General features: G+C 53.8%; 20 protein-coding genes. 9 read left to right on the forward strand and 11 right to left on the reverse strand.

From position 1 onward, the window contains the following. Position 1 precedes the first annotated feature (1 nt). Positions 2 to 775, reverse strand: a complete 774-nt coding sequence (locus tag Q4E93_RS20250) for an SAM-dependent methyltransferase (protein ID WP_303588336.1) — start codon at positions 773 to 775, stop codon at positions 2 to 4. A 48-nt stretch (positions 776 to 823) separates the two neighbouring features. Next, positions 824 to 1,582 (reverse strand): EI24 domain-containing protein, encoded by a 759-nt coding sequence (locus Q4E93_RS20255; RefSeq protein ID WP_303588338.1) that lies wholly within the window; start codon positions 1,580 to 1,582, stop codon positions 824 to 826. Positions 1,583 to 1,663: 81 nt separating this feature from the next. Here Q4E93_RS20255 and Q4E93_RS20260 point away from each other — a divergent pair, with 81 nt between their 5' ends. The 4 genes from Q4E93_RS20260 (at position 1,664) to Q4E93_RS20275 (ending at position 5,516) form a co-directional block, all read left to right on the forward strand. After that, on the forward strand, positions 1,664 to 2,281 hold the full coding sequence (locus tag Q4E93_RS20260; protein WP_303588858.1) for a DNA-3-methyladenine glycosylase: 618 nt from the start codon (positions 1,664 to 1,666) through the stop codon (positions 2,279 to 2,281). Between the two features lie 113 nt (positions 2,282 to 2,394). Next, complete coding sequence (locus tag Q4E93_RS20265; protein WP_303588340.1) at positions 2,395 to 3,687, forward strand: IPT/TIG domain-containing protein; 1,293 nt, start codon at positions 2,395 to 2,397, stop codon at positions 3,685 to 3,687. Between the two features lie 5 nt (positions 3,688 to 3,692). Then, positions 3,693 to 4,973 (forward strand): IPT/TIG domain-containing protein, encoded by a 1,281-nt coding sequence (locus tag Q4E93_RS20270; RefSeq protein ID WP_303588342.1) that lies wholly within the window; start codon positions 3,693 to 3,695, stop codon positions 4,971 to 4,973. 135 nt (positions 4,974 to 5,108) lie between these two features. After that, positions 5,109 to 5,516 carry a secondary thiamine-phosphate synthase enzyme YjbQ gene (locus tag Q4E93_RS20275; RefSeq protein ID WP_303588344.1) on the forward strand — a complete coding sequence of 136 codons (408 nt, stop codon included), beginning with the start codon at positions 5,109 to 5,111 and terminating at the stop codon, positions 5,514 to 5,516. Between the two features lie 21 nt (positions 5,517 to 5,537). On the opposite strand, the gene Q4E93_RS20280 is transcribed toward Q4E93_RS20275, so the two are convergent. From Q4E93_RS20280 to Q4E93_RS20290, 3 genes are all read right to left on the reverse strand, one after another. Continuing rightward, a complete protein-coding gene (locus Q4E93_RS20280; RefSeq protein ID WP_303588346.1) occupies positions 5,538 to 6,614 on the reverse strand; it encodes a PorP/SprF family type IX secretion system membrane protein in 1,077 nt (358 codons plus the stop codon). 141 nt (positions 6,615 to 6,755) lie between these two features. Continuing rightward, a complete protein-coding gene (gene upp, locus Q4E93_RS20285; protein WP_303588348.1) occupies positions 6,756 to 7,406 on the reverse strand; it encodes a uracil phosphoribosyltransferase in 651 nt (216 codons plus the stop codon). Between the two features lie 246 nt (positions 7,407 to 7,652). Next, positions 7,653 to 7,976 carry a hypothetical protein gene (locus Q4E93_RS20290; RefSeq protein WP_303588350.1) on the reverse strand — a complete coding sequence of 108 codons (324 nt, stop codon included), beginning with the start codon at positions 7,974 to 7,976 and terminating at the stop codon, positions 7,653 to 7,655. A 49-nt stretch (positions 7,977 to 8,025) separates the two neighbouring features. Between Q4E93_RS20290 and Q4E93_RS20295 the strand changes: the two genes are divergently transcribed. After that, on the forward strand, positions 8,026 to 9,402 hold the full coding sequence (locus tag Q4E93_RS20295) for an anhydro-N-acetylmuramic acid kinase (RefSeq protein WP_303588352.1): 1,377 nt from the start codon (positions 8,026 to 8,028) through the stop codon (positions 9,400 to 9,402). Positions 9,403 to 9,486: 84 nt separating this feature from the next. On the opposite strand, the gene Q4E93_RS20300 is transcribed toward Q4E93_RS20295, so the two are convergent. Together Q4E93_RS20300 and Q4E93_RS20305 are read right to left on the reverse strand one after the other, a co-directional pair. Continuing rightward, positions 9,487 to 10,281 (reverse strand): hypothetical protein, encoded by a 795-nt coding sequence (locus tag Q4E93_RS20300; protein WP_303588354.1) that lies wholly within the window; start codon positions 10,279 to 10,281, stop codon positions 9,487 to 9,489. Between the two features lie 6 nt (positions 10,282 to 10,287). Next, positions 10,288 to 12,570, reverse strand: a complete 2,283-nt coding sequence (locus Q4E93_RS20305; protein ID WP_303588356.1) for a hypothetical protein — start codon at positions 12,568 to 12,570, stop codon at positions 10,288 to 10,290. 129 nt (positions 12,571 to 12,699) lie between these two features. Here Q4E93_RS20305 and Q4E93_RS20310 point away from each other — a divergent pair, with 129 nt between their 5' ends. After that, positions 12,700 to 14,685, forward strand: coding sequence for a T9SS type B sorting domain-containing protein (locus Q4E93_RS20310; RefSeq protein ID WP_303588358.1), 1,986 nt, complete (start codon positions 12,700 to 12,702; stop codon positions 14,683 to 14,685). Positions 14,686 to 14,693: 8 nt separating this feature from the next. Here Q4E93_RS20310 and Q4E93_RS20315 read toward each other — a convergent pair whose 3' ends face one another. Further along, positions 14,694 to 15,659 (reverse strand): AraC family transcriptional regulator, encoded by a 966-nt coding sequence (locus Q4E93_RS20315; protein ID WP_303588360.1) that lies wholly within the window; start codon positions 15,657 to 15,659, stop codon positions 14,694 to 14,696. Between the two features lie 69 nt (positions 15,660 to 15,728). Between Q4E93_RS20315 and Q4E93_RS20320 the strand changes: the two genes are divergently transcribed. After that, the gene (locus tag Q4E93_RS20320) at positions 15,729 to 16,967 is read left to right on the forward strand and encodes an FAD-dependent oxidoreductase (RefSeq protein ID WP_303588362.1); all 1,239 of its coding nucleotides are present in this window, start codon (positions 15,729 to 15,731) and stop codon (positions 16,965 to 16,967) included. Positions 16,968 to 17,303: 336 nt separating this feature from the next. Further along, positions 17,304 to 18,026 carry a hypothetical protein gene (locus Q4E93_RS20325; protein ID WP_303588363.1) on the forward strand — a complete coding sequence of 241 codons (723 nt, stop codon included), beginning with the start codon at positions 17,304 to 17,306 and terminating at the stop codon, positions 18,024 to 18,026. A gap of 20 nt (positions 18,027 to 18,046) precedes the next feature. On the opposite strand, the gene Q4E93_RS20330 is transcribed toward Q4E93_RS20325, so the two are convergent. Continuing rightward, positions 18,047 to 18,319, reverse strand: coding sequence for a hypothetical protein (locus Q4E93_RS20330; RefSeq protein ID WP_303588365.1), 273 nt, complete (start codon positions 18,317 to 18,319; stop codon positions 18,047 to 18,049). A gap of 270 nt (positions 18,320 to 18,589) precedes the next feature. Here Q4E93_RS20330 and Q4E93_RS20335 point away from each other — a divergent pair, with 270 nt between their 5' ends. Beyond that, positions 18,590 to 19,423, forward strand: coding sequence for a hypothetical protein (locus Q4E93_RS20335; protein ID WP_303588367.1), 834 nt, complete (start codon positions 18,590 to 18,592; stop codon positions 19,421 to 19,423). A 28-nt stretch (positions 19,424 to 19,451) separates the two neighbouring features. Here the strand turns inward: Q4E93_RS20335 and Q4E93_RS20340 are convergent, their stop codons facing one another. Continuing rightward, entirely contained in the window at positions 19,452 to 20,276 is an 825-nt protein-coding gene (locus tag Q4E93_RS20340) for a LytR/AlgR family response regulator transcription factor (protein WP_303588369.1), read from the reverse strand. After that, positions 20,273 to 21,337 carry a sensor histidine kinase gene (locus Q4E93_RS20345; protein ID WP_303588371.1) on the reverse strand — a complete coding sequence of 355 codons (1,065 nt, stop codon included), beginning with the start codon at positions 21,335 to 21,337 and terminating at the stop codon, positions 20,273 to 20,275. The genes Q4E93_RS20340 and Q4E93_RS20345 overlap by 4 nt, the downstream gene beginning before the upstream one ends. Positions 21,338 to 21,346 lie beyond the last annotated feature (9 nt).

Genomic DNA, 21,346 nt, shown 5'->3' on the forward strand with positions numbered 1-21,346 from the left:
CTCACCTGGCCATGAGGCAAAAGATCGCAGGCTGCTTGTGCAGGTTGGGGAAGTCGGCGGTGCCGGAGGATGACGGACCTGTTTGCTGGCCGGCGATGGCGGCCTGCGCCAGTTGCTTCCATTCCGCGATCGTGCGGGTGCGGATGAACTCTCCCGGTCCCGTGAGATTGGCTGCGATGCACAGCTGCGTAGTGGGCCGGCAGGTCTGGAGGATGGTCTCTATCAGTTGATTATTCCGGTAAGGTGTTTCTATAAATAGCTGGGTGCAATGCAGCCGTTGGGATTCGGCTTCCAGGTCCCGGAGGGCTTTTGCCCGGCCGGCATTGTCCACGGGCAGATAGCCTGCAAAGCGGAACTGCTGCCCATTCATGCCGCTGGCCATCAGGGCGAGCAGGATGGAGCTGGGGCCTACGAGGGGCCGGACGGTGGCGCCGGCCTGGTGGGCTGCTTCGGTGAGTATCTGGCCGGGATCGGCTACTCCGGGACAGCCGGCTTCGCTGATGAGCCCGATGGTCCTGCCTTCCTTCAGCTGCTGTCTGAAGATCGCTTTTACTTCTTCTTCGGCCTTATGGATGGGGTACCATTGGTAATGGTCGATGACCATTTCTTTCCACAGGGCTTTCAGGTAGCGGCGGGCGCTGCGCTCGTTCTCCACGAAAAAGACTTCGCAGGCTTTTACGGCGTCCAATATATAAGGCGGCAGGGGGGCCAGGGAATGCTCATCCAGGTAAGCGGGGATCAGATAGACGGTGGATGTGGAGACGGTAGATGCCATAAATGATCGTTGTTAGATGAATATAGGATATGGATGACCCGTCCTGCGCTATTCCAGGTTTTGATGATAAAGGCTGATGGTTGCGGCGATGACGGCATAGGCGGGCGCCAGCACCCAGCCCAGGATAGGAATAAAGTGCATCCCATAGAACACCAGTCCATTGCCGATGGCCAGCCCCTTGTGCTGACCGATGTAAGCGACGCTGGCGGGCGAGTCGAGGTTATGCCGCTGGCAGCTGTAGTCCAGCATCGAGAACCCATAATAATAGCTCTCCACGAAAATGCAGATGACGGGCGTGATCCACCCTACCAGGGGAAAAAAGGAAAGGATCAGCAGGGAGATGATGTACACGGTCTGCCAGAGGCTATTGCGGATGGCCAGCCGGATGCCCCGGCGCATGTCGCGGAGGACCTGGTCTGTCTGGAAGGAGTATTCCTTACCATTGATCAGCGCCTGGGTCTGCTGGCTGAGATAAGCGAAGACGGGGGAGCCGATGATCAGGATCAGGTATTTGAAAAGAGAGAAATAAAAGAAGAAGAGCACCAGCCGCACCATGATCTCGCCCATCACGAACAGGAAGCTCAGGGCAGCGCTCTGCTGGTGGTGCAGCCATCTTCCCACACCCGCGAGCTGGCTCAGCCAGGTGATGGCCTTGCTGGAGGACTCCAGGAAGAAGTACATGCCCACACTGAAAAGAAGGGTATAAAGAATGCCGGGGATCAGGATCCATTTCCACAGTTTGTGCTTAGTAATGAAATGATGGGCCTTGACGTAAGACTGAAAGGCTATAATAATTTCCTTAAGCAAGATGAGGGTCTTTTATGTTACTTTGTTCGTTCGTACAATGGTTATAACGCTTAATACCGTCAAACTTAAATTATTTATTTGGTGGGGACCATAAAAAAGCTGGATAATTCTTTCTATGACAGGCCGGACGTGGTGAGGATCGCGCGGGAATTGCTGGGGAAAGTATTGGTGACGGAGCTTGAAGGCGGGCGTACGTCGGGTCGTATCGTGGAAGTGGAAGCCTACAACGGCGTGGTGGACCGGGCTTCCCATGCATGGTCCGGCAGGAGGACCCGGCGGACGGAGGTGATGTACAGGGAAGGCGGCACCGCTTATGTATACCTGATCTATGGCATTCACCACCTGTTCAATGTGGTCACCAATAAGAAGGACATCCCTCACGCTGTATTGGTCCGGGCCCTGGAACCCCTGGAAGGCATTCCACTGATGCTGAAAAGAACGGACAAGGTCAAGCCGGATCATTCGCTTACCAGGGGCCCGGGCAATCTATCCAAGGCCATGGGACTGGCGACGCTGCATACGGGCTATTCATTGTATGAAGGGGAGATATACATCGGTGACGATGGTCACCGGGTGCGTCCCGCGGAGATCGTGGCTACGCCGAGGATCGGGGTGGATTATGCGGGGCCGGATGCGGCACTGCCCTACCGGTTCTTTGTGAAAGGGAACCCTTATGTCAGCGGGAAGAAGACCGTATAAGCATGATGGGCCCGGGCCATTGGCAAACTCTCCATTGCCATTCATCTTACAGGGACGGCCACAGGTGAGATGGCTGTTGCAGGCAAAAGCCTACTCCATAGATTTACTTTCTTATGAAGAAAAATATTGCCTTGATCGTGCTGATGATGACAGGGGTGGGCATGCTCTTCTCCTGCCATAAGAAAAATGACGCTGGCGGCGGCGCTGCCGGTCCCCTGCAGCTGACTTCGTTTGCTCCTGCCAGTGCTGCCAGTGATTCCATTGTTACCATTACGGGTACGGGCTTTAGCCGGACCTTGTCTGAGGATGTGGTGACATTCGGCGATAAGCCTGCGGTGGTCACTGCGGCCAGTGTAACCAGCCTGTCGGTGAAAGTGCCGGTGGGCGCGAAAGATGGAAAGATAACGGTGAAGGTGGGGGCGCAGGCTGTAAGTGCGGCTACTGATTTCAGTTATATCTATACAGTGACCACCCTTGCAGGCAGCGGGGTGGGCGGCAACATCGATGCGAAAGGACCGGATGCCAGGTTTTCCCACCCCCGGGGTGTGGCGGTGGACGGCGCCGGGAATGTTTTCGTGTCCGATGCGGGCAATGATTTCATCCGCAAGGTGGCGCCGGATGGTACGGTGACTTCTTTTGTAGGTATCAAAGGGTTAGCCATTTTCAATGATCCGGGGCAGATTGTTGTCGATGCCGCGGGCAATGTGTACGTGGCCGATGAGGGTTATCACCAGATCCAGCAGATCACGCCGGATGGCAACCATTTTGTCCTGGCGGGCAATGGGACGCCCGGCACGAAGAACGGGGTGGGGACCAATGCGCAATTCAACCATCCCACGGGCGTCGCGCAGGACAAATTTGGCAACCTCTATGTAGCGGACGAATACAACAGCGTGATCCGGAAGATCGATCCGAATGGGGTGGTGTCGGTGGTGGCAGGGGATATAACGCAGCTCTCCGGCTTCAGGGACGGTCCTGCCGCGAGCGCTAAATTTTTCTATCCTTCAAGTGTTGCGGTGGATGACAATATCAATATCTATGTAACGGATATGGACAATCACCGGATCCGGAAGATCAATGCCGCGGGGATCGTCAGCACGCTGGCGGGCACGGGCGAGGAGGGTTTTGCGGATGGGCCGGGCAATATGGCCAAGTTCGATTTTCCCAGGCAGCTGGCGGTGGACAAGGCGGGGAATGTCTTTGTGGCTGATTACGGTAATAGCAGGATACGTAAGATCACGCCGGATGGTGTTGTCAGCACGATAGCGGGGATCAGCACGCCGGGATTTGTGGATGGCGCCGGTGGCGTGGCAAGGTTCAATGATCCTGTAGGCATCACGGTGGATGTCGATGGCGCGATCTATGTGGCGGATTTTATCAACAACTGTATCCGCAAGATCCGGTGAATACAATGAGAAATTGCTTTATCATATTGCTGGCGGGCCTGCCGGGCTTCGTCTGTTCCTGCCGTAAAACGACAGACCCGCCCGAGGACAAAGTGTTGAAGATTACCGCATTCAGCCCGGACAGCGGCGCGGGCGGCGCTGTGGTGCAGATCTCCGGGTCCGGGTTCAGCAGCATTGTGCCTGAAAATAAGGTGAGCTTTAATGGTAAGCCGGCCATCGTCATGGCCGCCTCGCCCACGAGCCTGGCGGTGAAAGTGCCGATGACGGCGGGTGACGGGAAGATCTTTGTTCAGACAGGGGCCGCTTCGGTGCGTTCCTTTACGGATTTTAGTTATGTCTATACGGTGTCGACGCTGGCAGGCGGCGATGCGGCGGGCTTTGCGGAGGGCAAAGGGGCAGATGCGCGGTTTTCCGGACCTGTTGGCGTGGCCGTGGATGGCATTGGGAATGTCTATGTCGCGGATAACGGGAACAACCGGATCCGTAAGATCCAGCCGGACGGGACGGTGACGACGTTGGCGGGAGACGGGTCTGCGGCGTTGCTGAACGGGCCGGGCTCCCTGGCGCTGGATGCTACCGGTGATCTATACGTGTCGGGAGACGGCATCAACGGGGTGGAGAAGGTGACGCCGGACGGGGCCATCAGCATACTGGCAGGTGTTCAAAATGGCGGTTATAAGGAAGGCAGGGGGCCGGAAGCATTGTTCAATGGCGTGCTGGGTATTGCAATCGATAAATACGGGAATGTCTATGCCGCGGACCTGGGAAACAATGTGATCCGGAAGATCAACCCACTGGGCGTGACGACCGCCTTTGCGGGTAACCATGTCAGCGGGTATGTGGATACTTACAGCACAGATGCGGAATTCAGCGGTCCCATCGGCCTGGCCGTCGACGCGGCCGGGAATGTCTATACAACGGAGATCAATAACAAGCGGATCCGTAAGATCGACCCGGGCGGGCTGGTCAGTTCGGTAGCGGGCAATGGTCAATTCGGGACGGCCGATGGAGTGGGCGCCGGGGCGCGGTTTGACTTTGTCCCTGCCCTGGCTACGGACGCTGCGGGGAATGTGTATGCTGCGGACAGATTTAATTGTAATATCCGGAAGATCACACCTGCGGGCGTCGTCACTACGATCGCGGGCGGTACAAGCAGGGCGCGCGCTTTTGCGGACGGCGCGGGTCCCGACGCGCGGTTCAACAACCCGGCGGGTATTGCCGTGGATGGGAGCGGAGTGATCTATGTGGCGGATGTGATGAATAACAGGATCAGGAAGCTGCAATAAGTGTCACTGCCCGGATGTAATAGCGCATGATGTGTTTTTTTGGGGCGTATCTTTGTGTCTTATGAAGATCTATCAACGGTCGGTGACATTAAGGGAAAGAAGAAGAGGATTCCATCTCATTACGCGGGTAACCGAGTGAAACGAAGGTTACGAACGAGAAGGACCGTGTCGAAGCAGGTCCGACGAAGTTCTCTGGCGGCAATGCCGGAGATCGGGCAGATCCGGACGGGTATGTGCCAGGTGTTCATTCAACATACTTCGGCGGCATTGACGATCAATGAGAATGCCGATCCAACGGTGCGGCAGGATTTTGAGACCTTTTTCAACAAGGCGGTGCCTGAGAATGATCCGGATTACCGGCATAATGACGAGGGGCCGGATGACATGCCGGCGCACCTGAAGGCGGCGCTGCTGGGATGCTCTGTGCTAATGCCCATTACGAATGGGGAGCTGGCGTTGGGGACCTGGCAGGGGGTTTATCTATGCGAGCATAGGGATCGTGGAGGCGAAAGGGATATTGTGGTTACGTGTTGGGGGGAGTAGCTCATGGCTCGTAGCTCGTAGCTAAAAACGGGGACACGGAATATCATGATGCCCGTCCGAAGGCTTCTTGATATAGATCAGCGATAATTCGATCCCTCCGCGGCTTTGCGAAGCCGTCTTCAACGAAGATACGTTCACATCATACGTCAACCCCAGGCTGAAACTGCCGTAGTCCAATCCCACATAAGGAATGATGGCATCCGTTACATTGCTGAAGCGGCCCCAGGCGCCTGCATAAAAGTTGACGGGATTCTGCTCGTCCTGGCTGGCGCTGACGGCCCAGGCGCCACCGAAGACAATTTCATGGGCTCCCGCCTGCCTGTTGTACAATCCGCTGAGATAAAGTGTGCTGGGGCTGCCGGCCACAGGGAAATAAGCGCCCCCGTGGGCGGTAAAGCGGATGGGTACGTTGATGGTATCCACGCCCAGGAAGGATTCTTTCGGCCTGTTGAGGTGATAGGCTGAGACGCCCACATAATAGTTGTTATTACCGTTGGTAGAGCCATTGTACAGCACGCCCAGGTTCATATCAAAATAGTGTACGCTGATGTACTGGTAGTTGATGATCTCGGTGGGGCTGCGCAGCCAGGTGCCGTCCAGCTGCAGGCCGTCCTCGAAAGTAAGCTTGTTCCCGTCCAGGCTCCTGTTGGCATAGGTGCCCTGGAAGCCGACGCCCAGCTGGTGCAGGCCGTCTTCGTCCAGCGCTTTGTGGTAGGCGGTGGAGAAAGAGACGAAGTTGCTGGTGAGGACCCCGCTGGCCGTCTTGTCTGTCATGGCCATCAGGCCGAGCCCCCAGGTGTCATTTTCCGGCAGGCGGCCGCGCAGGATGGGTGCATCGACGGATATCGTAGAGGTGATAAAGGCATTATTGATAGAAGGCCATTGGTTGCGATAGTTGCCGGCCACCCTTACCACGCCGTTGAACTTGCCGGTGAGGGCGGGGTTCAGTGTCAGGGGAGACGCGAAGAATTGGGAGAATCCAGGATCCTGTGCTTGCAGGGATTGATGGGAAAACATGATTCCAAAAAACAGGAAAAGGCATGCACTGGTGGTGCGGAGGTTTAATTTCTGGTAGTTCCTGTGCAACGTTGTCTTCATAAACAGTTAAGGTCTCTCGTTTTACAATTTGGGCAGGGATAGTTCCATGCGCTTTCATTAATAGACGGCTAAATCTTTCTAAGGGTTGGTTTGACCAGGGATGGAGTCGAAAAATAATATAAATATTTGGCAAAACCAAGCCTACATCTGCACTTTCGTGCCAAATGCCAGGTCGCCGGCATCGCCGAGCCCGGGGACGATGTATCCCTTGGCTGTCAATTCGTCATCTATTGTGCCACACCACACTTTACAGTTGGGTTCGCTACGCAGGACATATTCTATCCCCACGGTGCAGGCGATGGCGACCACCACATGGATCTCGGAGGGATGGCCCTCTTCCCGGAGGAACTGGATGGTCTTTACCAGGGAGGCGCCGGTGGCAAGCATGGGGTCGGAAACGATGACCACCCGTCCTTCCAGCTCGGGGCAGGATACATAGTCCAGGCTGATCTCGAAGCTGCCGTCGCGCTGGTGCTTCCGGTAGGCGGAGATAAAGGCGTTATCGGCCTTGTCAAAGTAGTTCAGCAGTCCCTGGTGCAGGGGGAGGCCTGCCCGGAGGATGGTGGCGACCACGGGCTGGTCTTTCAGCGTTTTGCAGATGGCGGTACCCAGTGGCGTTTGCACTTCCGTTTCTGCAAAAGCAAGCCCCTTACTGATCTCGTAAGCAGCCACCTCGCCTATGCGTTCCAGGTTGCGGCGAAAGCGCATCCTGTCCTTCTGGACCTCTTCGTCCCTGATCTCGCTGATCCAATTGCTTAACAGGGAATACTGCTCACTTAAATTGACGACCATATGAAATTGTGTTTTGACCTGTACGGGAGCTTTGGCGGGACAAACCTACGCCAAAATCGGGAAAAATCGGCTGAGGGGCTTTGATGAAAAGGTTCGGACCGGGAAGGAAAAGATCGGGAAGGAGGGTGGGGGGGTGGTATGTATCGTTTTGAGGGTGGATTGAAAATGAAAAAAAATGGGATTGAAAAGTCCTAAGATGCATTGCGTGTGGGGAATAATGGGCTGGGGGGCGGGCCCGCCTGCCGGCTATTCGAGATCATCCAGCAAATCCTGGAACTCGTCGTTCAGATTGGGGTCTCCTTCATTGCGATCCAGGTAATCGTCTTCCCTGGCTTTGGCCACCTGGCAGAGATAATAGTAGATGTCTTCTTTCAGCCCGATGAGGGCGCTGTTCCAGTGCTGGATCATGGATTTCACTGATCCGTCCTCGAAAAGCAGGGTGCCGGCAATGGGATGCTGCAGCTCGTAGGCATCATTCTTCAGCAGTATCTCTGCAATTTTTAATTTCAGTTCATTTTCTTCCCAGATAACTGCATTCTTTGCTTCATAACTTAAGCAGTATTTTGCCATGCGTACGATTTGTGAATGAAGATAATAAAACTTTTATCTTTACGGCCTTATGGTGTATAAAGTTATCGGCCTCATGAGCGGCAGCTCGCTGGACGGATTGGACATCGCCTATGTCCATTTGCAGGAGAGTCCCTCTACCAAAAAAGAGGGGCTGAGAAAATGGGAGTATAGTATTCTGTGGGCCGATTGTTATCCTTATTCTTCCGAATGGCGGCAGACGCTCGCTTCGGCCGGGGACCTCTCCGCATTTGAGTACCAGGTGCTCCATACCCGTTATGGACATTACCTGGGCGAGCAGGTGCTTCGGTTTATAGAGGAGCATAACCTGCATTACCAGGTGCAGCTGGTTGCCAGCCATGGACATACGACCTTTCACTCGCCGGAGCATAAGATGACGGCGCAGCTGGGGGATGGCGCGGCATTGGCAGCCACCGCGAAGATCAATGTGGTCAGCGACCTGCGGGCCATGGACGTGGCCCTGGGCGGACAAGGGGCGCCCATCGTGCCGGTGGGGGAAAGGCTGCTGCTGCAGGACTATACATTCTTTTTGAATTTGGGGGGGATTGCTAATATTTCGGCGCATTTTGAGCGACGAGCTGCGAGCGATGAGCTGCGAGCGGGGAGCAATGAGCTGCAAGCTGCAAGCGACAAGCTGCAAGCAGACCAGGGAAGGGCGGGGAGTTTTGTGGCTTTTGACGTGTGCCCGGCCAACAGGGTGTTGAATGAGCTGGCGTTGCTGGCAGGGATGGAGTACGATGCAGGAGGGGAGCTGGCCTCACGGGGACAGGTGCTCGAGGGATTGCTGCAGCAGCTCGATGGATTGGCCTACTACGGCAAGCCCTATCCGAAATCGCTGCCCAATGAATTCGGGACGGAGACGGTGCTGCCATTGATCCGCGAGGCGATAGAGGGAAAGGAGGGTGAAGGAGTCGACCAGGGCGCCGAGGGGGGCATCTCCATCGAGGATGCGCTCAGGACCTATGTGGAGCACGTGGCGCGGCAGGTGGTGAGGGCGGCGAGTGGTCAGCTGCAAGCTGCAAGCGACAAGCTGCAAGCTGCGAGTGGGGAGGTGAGAGCTTCGAGTGGGGAGCTGCAAGCTGCAAGCTACAAGCTGCAAGCTGAGACAGGGGAAGCGTCAGGAGGCGGCGGAGGAAAGATGTTGGTAGTAGGAAATGAAAAGAAGATGCTGGTCACAGGCGGCGGAGTACATAATACGTTCCTCGTGGGCAGGCTCCGGGCATTGCTGGCGCCGTTGGGAATAGAGGTTGTCGTGCCGGACGGGCAACTGGCAGATTACAAAGAGGCGCTCGTTATGGCGCTGATAGGAGTATTGCGCTGGCGGGAAGAGAATAATGTATTTGCCTCCGTCACGGGTGCTTCCAGGGATAGCATCGGTGGTGCGGTGTGGATCGGACAGGAGGCTTGAGGAGGCAGGTCAGGAGAGATATGGCCAGGTGGCACGGGGTGGCAGGTCTCGTAGAGAGCCTGTAAGGAGCGGGCAGCCCCGGGATCATAACAGCTCGATCGTCTCTTCGTCGGATACGCTGTCTTTTTCCAAACCGGTATCCCCCTTCACTATTTTTAGCTTCTTCCTGCTGAGAGAATAATATCCTTCTTCTTTATTGTATTGGATGCGATAGGCTTTCAGGGCAAATGTCACGGGTGTCTCCCCTTTAAAGCTCAGCTCCTTTTCCTTCTCCGATTGCGTCTGGGTCTTTGCTTTCAGCGCTATAATCTTCTCGATGGCATCCGCGCTCAGCTCGCCGGAGAAAGTGAGGTCGGATGCGTCCTTCACGGTGAAATGCCGGGTCTGCAATACTTCGGTTACGACGAACAGGTGGCCTTTTTGCAATTTTTTCAGGAACCCGTAGGCTTCTTCGACAGGTGTCTTTGTATTCAGGTACTCCTCCAGCAGCACTTCTGTTTCCACGCTGAGATGCTGGACATCTCCGAATGAATAAAGCAGTCGGGAGGCCGTGGCTAACTTGGCCGAAGCGGCTGATTTTCCCAGCAGCGGGATCTTTTGTTTCGCCTGGACGGTGGCCTCTGACTTCAGGTCGAGCAGATCGAATCCTTTAAAAAAAGCGACCTTGCCTGGCGGTGAGATCTTGGGAACAATACCTTTCCCCTTTTTGGGGAACAGGGAAAAGACGGTGGCATTCATCGCCTCGGCCTCTCCGGGAGCGCCGATCAACCGCTGAAAGAAAGACTCTTTTGTTTTCTCGAGCAAGGTCAATGGCAATACGCCTTCGCGGGCCAGTGCCAGCCAGATGAAACCGTTTTGCCGAATGATGCCGGGTTGCATGTGCTTTTATTTAAGCGTTTTGTAATCTATTCGTTGTCCCTCCTTCCATAACGAGACATTCCGGATATTCCCTGGGTAGGCCTTGGCTACATTCGTGCAGCCGATCTTAATTGCTTTTTCGATATCGACGGCGCCATCCTGGACGCAAAACCCAAAATAGAATTTCTGGATCAGGAGATTGGCAACCGAAGGTTCGATCTCGATATTAAAGCCCAGCGTATAGATACCCAGCCTGGAGATCAGCTCTGCCTGTATCTCCGAAAAGCAGGAACTTAAGAATACCAATTGTAAATAGCCTGACCGGTCTTTAAAGGCGTCTGTTAATTCCGCATTCTCCAGCAATTCTGTTTTGCCCGTGAGGTCATTCTTTAAACAAATGCCTTCCTCTACGCCGTGTCCGGAAAAATGGAGGACATTGGGATGTTTTTTCAGGTTGAACAGCAGTCTTTCATAGTTTGCTTCCAGCACGGGCGGCATGATATAAATTTTGCCTTCCGCCACCACGTCCTCCACCATTTCGACGATCTTATCGAACTCCAGGTCCAGTCTGCTCCTGTCATAAGGCTGGGCAGAGAGAAAGAGGAGCTTGAGTGGCTGTGAGGCTGTCCGCTGGAGGGGTTGTACGGGAATGGATGCTTTTGGCGCAATGGGGTGCGGAGCGCCTCGCGATCCGGGACGCTTTGCCGATTCCTGTGCGGGCGTGGGCCTGGATGCAGGCGCAGGTGCGGGTGTAAATCCAGTTGCAGGTATGGGGGCAGATCCAATTGCAGGTGCAGGCACAGATCCAGGTGTAGGCTCGGGGCCAGATCCAGGTGTAGGTTCGGGGCCAGATCCAGGTACAGGCTCGGGGCCAGACCCAAGTGCAGGTGCAGGTGGTACCGGGACCGGGTCCAGGGGTCGAAACTCCTGCATCCATGCTCCCTGGTAAAGATCCGAGCCTTCCGCGCTGGCGCCAAAACCGTCGAGAACGGCCGTTTGGATAAAATAATGCATGAAGAACAGGTCTGATCGATCGAAATAATCCGGTTCCTCTGCGCCACGAACCAACTCGTTGTGCAGGTGTTGCGCGGCATTGTCGCCCCCCAGGATGGCCAGGGCTGCTTTGACCATAATACGTTCCAGCGATTTGGCGGATTCGTGGTAGAGGCTGGTCAGGGTTGGCCCGGCTTTCTTATCCTGGAGGTAAGCCAGGGAAAGCGCGGCCGTCAGCCGGCAATAGAAATCCTTTGACATCAGCCTGGATTCCGTATGCTCAGACGTGCATCCCAGTTTTGCCATCGAGACCAACGCCTCCGACCCCACGGAAGTTTCCCGGGCAGCGATCTGTCTCAGCGCCTGCAAAGCCGCTTCCTTGTCACTGGCCCTCCAGGCAACTCTTACGAGGTACATGTCCACCGGCTGACCTTTGAAATATTCTTCCAGCAGGATATCCGCCGACTTTGTGGAATCGCAGCGTTCGAGGGCATGATATAAATTTGTTTTGATCTGGCCGTTGGTCTCGCGGGCCAACCATTCTTTGACGGATTGCTGCACCCTTTGAAACCCCATGGCAGCCAGGATCTGGGCGCCAAAGCTCCGGACACGCCAGTTTCCGTGCGCTGACCAATCCCCGATGATCTTATCGGCAACCGCCCCCCGCCTCCAGCGCAGAAAAGAATAGTTCGCCGCGCTGCCGATCTCGTGTTCGTCGACGGCAAACCGCTGATAGGCTTCGGGATCGTTTGCTATCGGCGTCAGGCCGCTGTAATCGACCCATTTATGGGTGAGGAACTGTTCCAGAAACCACAGGTCATCCTCGTGCATGCGGCTGCTGGTATCACAAACTCCCCTGAAGGCATGGGTGGTGAGTTTTTCCCAGTTGAGGCTATCCCTTTTTGCCATATGCCACAGCACGCCGCCCCCGCCCCCTGCATAGCCCCAGGCCCGGAGGAAATATTCCCGCCCTATCAGATCGTTTTTCAGATCCAGGTGATCTCCTAATAACTGCAAAGCCGGCCGGTGGTCGCTGAATCCCGCGAACAGTTCGGCCAGCTTGTGTCCGTCCCGGTAATCGACCCTGCCTGACATACGACGGACGAGCTTTTCCGCAAGGCCGCTGCCCCGGGTGGCAATAAATTTATAGAGACGGCGGTATACCTGTTGTGTTTTGGGGTCCCTCATGGGTGTGGTGAGCAGCAACTCCTCTGCCTGTTGACCCTGCTCTATCAACCTTTGCAGGCTGAGGTTTCCCTTTATAGGATCACCGCCATAAAGGTCATTGATCCAGTTGTCCATTTCCCGGGAAGGCATGATAGGATAAATTTGGTGGGGAAATTAATTCCGTATTAAATATAGACAAAAAGTGCGGTTGGGAAGCGATGGGTCACCAGCCATGCCATATGTCGTAATGAAAATATTTGCTATCTTTTCGGCTGATTGATGAGAACCGCCCTGACAGCCCTTTTCCTGCTATTGGTGACCTTTGTCCGTGCCCAGACCTGCAGCAGCGGACTGGGCGATCCTATCGTCAATATCACCTTTGGCGCCGGGACGAATTTTGGTCCTCCGCTGGCGCCGGGTATCACCACGCTGGAATACGAGACACTGGCCTGCGTGCTCGATAATGCCTACACGATCGTCAACAGCACCAGCAATTGCTACGTCGGCGACTGGTTGACGGTGACCAGGGATCATACGGGAGATCCCAACGGGTATTATATGCTGATCGGCGCTTCGCACCAGGCCAGCGATTTTTATGTACAGACGGTGACGGGTCTTTGCCCTTCGACCCATTACCAGTTCGCTGCCTGGGTGCTGAATATGGCCTCGCATGCGGGTGAGATCCTTCCCAATATTACTTTCAACATTGAAAAGACCGACGGCACCGTGCTGCAGAGCCTGCAGACCGGCGATGTGCCGGTGACCAATGCGACGGCCTGGCTGCAATATGCCTTCAATTTTACCACGCCGCCGGGGATATCCTCCGTGGTGCTGCGCATGACGAACAACGCGGCGGGCGGATATGGCAATGACCTGGCGATAGATGATATTACTTTCCGGGCCGCGGGCCCTTCCGTCAACATCAGCATCAACGGCTATCCCGGCGATGCCGTAACCCTCTGCGCAGACCCCGCAGGCACCCTGCAGCTCCTGGGCACGGTGGGAAGCTGTTATGCAAATACTGTCTACCAATGGCAGCAAAGCAGTGACGATGGCAAAAGCTGGAACGATATCCCGGGCGCCGTGAGCGCTGCCTATTCAACCAGCACGACCCATGCCAGCGACTTACTCTATCGATTGACGGCGGCCGAGGCGGGGAACATCGGCGTTACCACCTGCCAGGTGGTGTCGGCGCCGGATTCCATCAGGATACTACCGGTGGCCCATCCCGCCCTCACGATAGCGGCTGACACCCTGACTATCTGCGAGGGGGCGCCCGTTAGCTTCTCTGCGATGCCTGTCGACGGCGGCGCCGCTCCGCAATACCAATGGATAGTGAATGGGTCACCCACGGGGGACAACGGTCCGCAATTCAACAGCAATGTCCTGGCCTCGGGCGACGAGGTGAGCTGTCTGCTGACCAGCGATGCCGTCTGTCCGGCTACTGCGACCGCCCTGTCCAATAAGCTTATCATGAATGTTTTGCCGAATATCACACCTTCGGTGGCGATAGCCGCTTCGGCCAATGGCGTCTGTGCCGACAGCCTGGTGGTTTTCAGGGCGACGCCTACCGATGGCGGCCCTCATCCCGGATACCAATGGGCCGTGAACGGTGATCCGGAGGGTGGCAGCTCCGCCGTATTTTCGTCCAACCACCTGCACGACGGGGATCTGATCAATGTTACCCTCACCGGGAGCCTGCCCTGCTCCCTGCCCGCGACATCCGATGCCATCAGCATGTCGGTGTATCCCCTGCCGACGGTGAGCCTGACGCCGGACACGGTGATCAAGGGAGGCACTTATCTACAGCTGGATCCGCATATCGGCGGCCTTGTTGCATGGTATGTGTGGACGCCTTCGGAGTCGCTGTACAGTACTATTATTCCCAATCCTGTGGCCAACCCCGTGGCTTCGACTACTTATAAGCTGACGGTGACGACCGCGAAAGGCTGCAGCGCCAGCGCGAAAGAGCATGTGACAGTCTATTATGACCTGGCTATGCCCTCTGCTTTCACTCCGAATGGAGACGGACATAATGACCTGTTCCGCATACCGCCAGGCATTTCGGTGACGAACTTCAGGCTTGCCGTGTTCGACCGGTGGGGCGGGGAGGTTTTCGAGGCTGTCAACAACAACAGTGGATGGGATGGGACCAGGAACGGGACGTTGCGGCCCGCCGGCACGTATGTCTGGTACATTGAATATTATAATCCGCTGCTTAAGCGCCTCGAGATGCAGAAGGGAACGGTGGAATTGATCCGGTGATCCGGAGATCAGGTGGCCGAATACTTCTTCGGCTTCATCCCTATGTGCGCTTCAAAGATCCGGCTGAAATGACTGAGGTTAGAAAAGCCTAGCAGGTAGCCCACCTGAGAAACAGTGTACTTGTGCTCTTTCAGCAACCGTGCGGCTTCTTTCATCCGGAAGCATTGGTAATAATTAAAAAAGCTGGCGCCGAAGATCTGTTTGAAAAGTCTTTTTAATTTGGAGGTACTCATGCCCGCGGCAGTTGCCAGCTCACTCAATACAGGAGGTGTATCCAGCTGTGAAAGTATCCTGTCCCTGATCTGATAAATTTTCCGGACATCATTTTCATCGAGGGAATGCACGGGTGCGTTCTCCCTTTTATACAATTCCGCGAATAACAGGCAAATCATTTCTTCCGCCTTGATCCTGCAATAAAAGTTTTGCAGGGATCCAGGTACGGCCGCCTCTATTATTTCCCTGGCAGCTGTATGTATTTGCGGTGATATCAGCTCTTCAAATAATGCAGGCCGGTTGCCCGTGGTGATGTTCTTCAGGATGGCATTGTCCTCTTCTCCCTGCCCCAGCAAGGTCTTCAAATAAAGGGTGTCAATGGCGATGAGAATGGAGCGGTATTTTGTTTTCCCGGGGTACACCGTCTCAAGATCGATATTTCCCCTGATCATCTGCACTGACGGCAGATCTTTCATGGAGTGCGGTCCGGCAACGTCCTCCTTGTTCTTAAAAACGTTGTTGAAAGACATGATGATCCTTTCGTTTGCACTGGGGTCATGCAGCCTTCTTGAAAGCAGATCCTGGTTCAATTCGCAATTGCGGATCATCATGCTGAGTGAAGGGTTCAGTAACAAGCCCCGGATGTAGCCATTCCCTTTGTCCTTTGGAACCTTTACCATGCCCTTTTCCACCTTGCTGCCTACCAGGTCGGCGAATAATTTTAAGAATCCTGTTTGCTCTTTTAATGTGATTTCAAACATGTTCTTTTAGGACTATTTATTGGCCAAAAGTAGCTATTTTGTCTTTGTTCGGCTATATAGCTTTGTGTCATGATACACAACAAGAAAATCGCCATCATTGGGGGCGGTCCAGGGGGACTGACACTGGCAAGGCTTTTACAGCTGAAAGGAGTGGATGTGAAAGTGTACGAGAGGGACGTTCATAAAGAGGTCAGGATACAGGGCGGAGCGCTGGACCTGCATACCGATTCGGGCCTGGCTGCCCTCGCTAAGGCTGGACTGATGAACGAGTTCAAGATCCATTACAGGCCGGGTGCGGAAAAAATGCGTGTGGTGGATAAGGTTGCCAGGATCTATTTCGATGACCACGCTAAGGAGTCCCCTGCTACGCAATTCGGTGACAAGGGTCACCGGCCTGAGATTGACCGCGGGCCTTTGAGGGATATTTTATTAAATTCATTGCGGGCGGATACGGTGGTTTGGGACAGTCATATTATGTCGTTGGAGGCTGTCGCAGGTGCCTGGAAGCTGGTGTTCCAAAATGGCAACAGCGTCATGGCTGATATGGTGATCGGGGCGGATGGGGCCAACTCGAAAATAAGGCCTTTCGTTACGGATATCAAGCCTTTTTGGACAGGTGTCACCCTGCTGGAAGGATCGATCCACGATGCGGAGAAGACGGCCCCCGTTATTCACCGGCTCTTAAAAGGAGGAAAGATCTTTGCTTTTGGTGATGAAAAAACTTTGATCGTCAGCTCGAAAGGCAATGGCAGCTTTGGATTTGCCACGGGTTGTAAGACGGATGAAAATTGGTTCCGGGACAGCGGGGTGGATTTCTCCAACCACCTATCGGTGCTGGCCTGGTTCAAAAAGGAGTTTTCGGATTGGGCTCCTGTCTGGCATGAATTGTTTGCCAGTGAAACAACGATCTTCATTCCACGGCCACAGTATTGTATGCCATTGGATCAAAAATGGGTCCCTCAGTCTAACATCACCCTCATAGGCGATGCGGCTCATTGGATGCCGCCGTATGCGGGGGAAGGTGTGAATATGGCGATGCTGGATGCATTGGAGTTGAGCAAGACGCTTACCGATGGTGGATTTGCGGAGACGAGGGCCGCCATTGGATATTATGAGAAGCGGATGTTTAAAAGATTTGCCAAAGTGGGGAGGGGAACGATGTTCAATATGCGGTGGATGCATGGGCCCAAGGCGTTGGATTGTATGATGGGGATGTTTGGGGGCAATTGGCTGAAGAAAGGTTTGTTTATGGGGAAGATGTGGGTGAATATAACTTTGAGTCCCTTGATGCGCAGGGCATTTAAATGAAAAAACCCCCAAGGCTAGTCGGAGGTTTCTCAGAGAAAAATTGGATCGCGTTTTCAGAGGGGCGGCAAACGGGCCGGGGTTACGGCAGGTTTGACAGGGTCTGCTTCGGACGTTGGATTTTCGGATATTGGATCAGGGTACGGTGGTTTGCTTTTGACAGAACAAAGATGCGGTGGAATGGCGCTCTGGCCAAAGAAAGGAGGGTTGGGTTTCGGTCTGTGATTGGTAAACTTACCGGCTTATAGGAACAAACCTTTAGTAGCGAGTATAGTCCGAAGGGGGAAGTCGTATATTTACGACATTTGAACCTTTCTTCAACCCCTCGATTATTTTCAGATGAGCTTCTTTAGAAAAATAGCATCCCTATTTTGGCTCCGCCCGACAACGGACACTTTAACCGAGGCAGAAAAAGTGCTCCGCTGGCAACAATTGCAAGAAGATCCGGGAGAATTTGTCTTCGAGGAAGACGGATTTCAGTATCCTTTCAAAGAACACGACAGAAAATTGAAATGGTCCGCCATTGATAGGATCGTAGGTTATAAACTGGACATGATTACGACTGATGAGATCTGTTTGGATATTTTCTCCGGCGGCTGGAAAATCACTTATTCAGAATCGTTGCCCGGGTGGTATCAATTGCTCAGCAAACTACAGCAAGCTTTGCCCTCTATTCCCGAAAATTGGGATGGACAAATCATGCATCCGCCCTTTGCCACGAATTATACCGTACTGTATGAAAAGGAAGATAGCAAGGTGCCCGAAGAAGGGAATTTCTACGCCTTTTTTTATGATATCGATCCGCTGGCTATTGTAAAAATGTTCGAAGAGCATGGCTGGGCCACTCGCAAAGCTGGCTGGACAGAATGGGAGCTGACTAATGTCTGGTCGGAGTTAAACGTAGAACCTTCCAGTTCGGGGGTATTGTTAGACGGCGCGGTGGTTTTTCATCCCGATAATATTGCGATCCTCGACCGATTGTTAGACGCACTGGCTAAGGCTTATCAGTACGAATTTTATGATGCCCAAAAAAATCTGCTGCTGGAAAGAAGCCACCCCTGATCGGGTATTGCCCCGTACATTCAGGATTCTATATCCAGGACCAAATAGATCCTGCCTTCTGCATTCCGGTAAATGTTTATCGTGCTTAATTCCAGGTCAGATAGATCATGGCCCCAAATTCCGTATTTTCCATTCGTCTCGTTCCTGTTATACATTGTTTTTCGTTGTTCAACAGGGATCGTTTTGATAGTTGCCGTCCTTTCCTCTTCCTCGTACATTTGATGATATCTTTTACTTATCTCAAGTATGATCTGCCGCCTGGTGAACCCGCTTGAATGGCTGGCGAGCTCCATAAATACGGGCTTTGCCAAAGGGTAAGCAATCACGGATGGATGCCTCTTCCCGATCTGCCACCACATTATGACTGGTGTCGGCTTTCGGAGCAGGTATGGTTCCGACTTGCTCTGGGCGGGATTGACAGCCGAAAATGAATAGTACGGCAAAGATGAGTATGGCGGGGTGGCTACGATGCATGTTTGTCATTAAGTAAACAAAAGTGTCACGCGAAGCTAAAATAATATATTTGCCTGGCGCTGCTGTCCTTCAAATGATAAAAATAATTTATGAGAAAACTTATCCTGCTGTTTGTCCTTGCCAATATGGCTCTCCTTGTTCATGCGCAGTCCTTGTCCTGTGCAGACCTCAAATCCGGCGAATTCTATTATTATCCCAAGAACACGCTGGTCCAGTATCATATCTATGTCACAGGCAACGTGGAAAAGGTAGTGAGCATGAATAAGAGAAAAGGCGCCGCCTTTTATGATTCCTCTTTATATAAAATAGAATGGAAGGACGACTGCACCTATACCCTGAAATATATGGAAGGCAGCGGGATGACGGATGAGGAACTGAAGTTTGCGACAAAACATAAGATAGCTTACCGGGTCGATACCATCGCAGCTGATTATTATGTTTTCGATTCGCACCTGGATAAGCTTTCTGGCGGATTTATGGGGAAGGATACCATGTGGAAGCATCCCCAATCGCATTTTGAGGACAATATGCTTTTTGTACCCACCGATCCGAATGTCATCAAAAAGCACCATTTCAGTGATACGTCCCGGGTGGCCCTGTTGTATGTCTACCGGCCGGGTAAATTAAAACTGTCCTTTTCCGACCTGTTCTTATCCTACCAGGAGATCCCGATGGGTGTCCTGAAGAACAAGTCGGCGCTTGTCTTTGCCTTATACAAGGAAGGGACGTTCAATTTACATTCCTGGATCAACGGGAATAAGGAAGTAGGCAATTTTCCCCTGGAGGTTAAATTCGGTAAAAAATATTACATCCGGGCGGAGATGATCTGGGGTCTTTATATGACGGGCAATACGAAGCTGCAATTTACACCAATGGATCCCAAAGAGGGGAAGGATGAGTTCGAGGCGATCTATCAGCAATAAATTCGTTTTTTCGAAGTGTACCCGCTGCTCATAATCCCAGCACCGCCTTCAGCTTCACGTATCCCGCTTTGCTCACCGGCACCTGCGCCCCGGACTGCAGCACGCAAAGATGGCTATCCTTTTCATACGGATCGATGCGCGTCACCTGCTGCACGTTGAGGATATAGCTGCGGTGGGTCCGGACGAAATGATTGGGGTCCAGCACCTGTTCGAAATAGTTCATCGTCTTGTTCTTCAGGAAAGCGCCGTTGTGCGTGTGGATCTTCACATAGTCGTCGGACGCTTCCAGGTAATGGATGTCCTCCACGGGAATGATCTTGATCTTGCCGCCTGTCTTGACCACTACGCGTTGTTGCTGCGAAGGTGAATGGGCTGCGGTGTCCAGCAGCTCGCGGGTCTTGTTGCCGGAAGAGACGGAGGGGCCTTCATCGGGCGCTGTTCCGGAGGGCGCGGGCATGCTGGTGCTGGTGGGCGCCGGTGTTGCAGCCTGGGTAACTGCCGTGTATTGATCCAGCCATTTGCCGACGGCCTTGTCGAAACGTTGTTTGTTGAATGGTTTCAGCAGGTAGTCCACGGCATGGTTTTCGAATGCGCGGATGGCATATTCATCAAAGGCGGTGGTGAAGATGACGGCGGGCGGATCTTCCACCAGCTCCAGCATTTCGAATCCATTGATCTTGGGCATCTGGATATCCAGGAAGATGAGGTCGGGATGATGCTGTTGGATCGCTTTGATCCCTTCGAAGCCATCGCCGCATTCCTGTACGACGGAGATCTGCGGATACGATTGCAGGTATTCCTGGACGATCATCCTGGCCAGGGGTTCATCATCGATTATAATTGCCTTTATCATACTGTGGGTGTTATGAGTTGTTGAGGGATTTTTACTATGGCGGTGAACAGATTGCCTTCGATGCGCGTCTCCAGGAGGTCGCCCCGGGCGAACAACAAGTACAGTCTTCTTTGTATGCTGCTGAGTCCGAAGCCTGCGCCCTGCCTGGGCCGGGAGGTTTCGGGATCGAATGGGTTCTGCACGGCAATGACCAGGTGGTTGTTGTCCGCCCTGGCATCGATGGTGATGGTCACGGTCCCGGTGGTGTCATACAATCCGAATTTGATGGCGTTCTCCACGATGGGTTGCAGCAGCATGGGGGGCAGCATCATGACCAGGCTGTCTTCGTCACGTCGGATGACGGTGGTGAGGCGGTGGCCAAAGCGGACCTTTTCAATATCGAGATAAAGTTCCAGGTATTGCAGCTCTTCGGCGAGCAGGACGGACTGCTGCTCCTCTTCCTTCAGGTTGCTGCGTAGAAAATCCGAGAGCTGCTGGATCATCTTGCGCGCCTGCTCCGGATGGCTGCCTGTGAGGGCGCTGATGCTGTTGAGGCTGTTGAACAAGAAATGCGGGGCCAGTTGCTGGCGCAGCTTGAATAGTTCGGCCTCTTTCGACATGCGCTCGGCGTCCGTCTTGCGCTGGATCTGCTGAGCCTCCTCCTCGGAAGAATACCAAAGTACGCTGAGGATGGTCATACAGCCCACCTGGAGGAAGATGATGTCAAAGCGGACGGGCCATGACTTCGAAAAGAAACTGGCGTACCCCGGGTCGCCATACTGGTGGCTGAGCAGGGGCACCAGTATGCCTTTGCAGGCGATGGTGATCAGGATCGTGAGACCCAGGCTGAGGAACAGGATATACCAATATCGCTCTTTTTTAGGGAGGTAATACTGGAGGTTGTTGCTGACGAAACCACATGACAAGGCGACGAGGGTATTGGCGACCAGGCTGTCGGCCACGGCGATGCCCAGCTGCAATCCAAATCCCATCAGCAGCAGGGTCTGCAGGAAGGCCCAAATGAGCCACCAGGAGACGAAGATGAGGAGGAATTTTGTGATGGAGAGCGGTGATCTTGCCAATTAAAAACG

Source organism: Flavitalea plasmicola (assembly GCF_030546645.1).
Taxonomy (GTDB): Bacteria; Bacteroidota; Bacteroidia; order Chitinophagales; family Chitinophagaceae; genus Puia.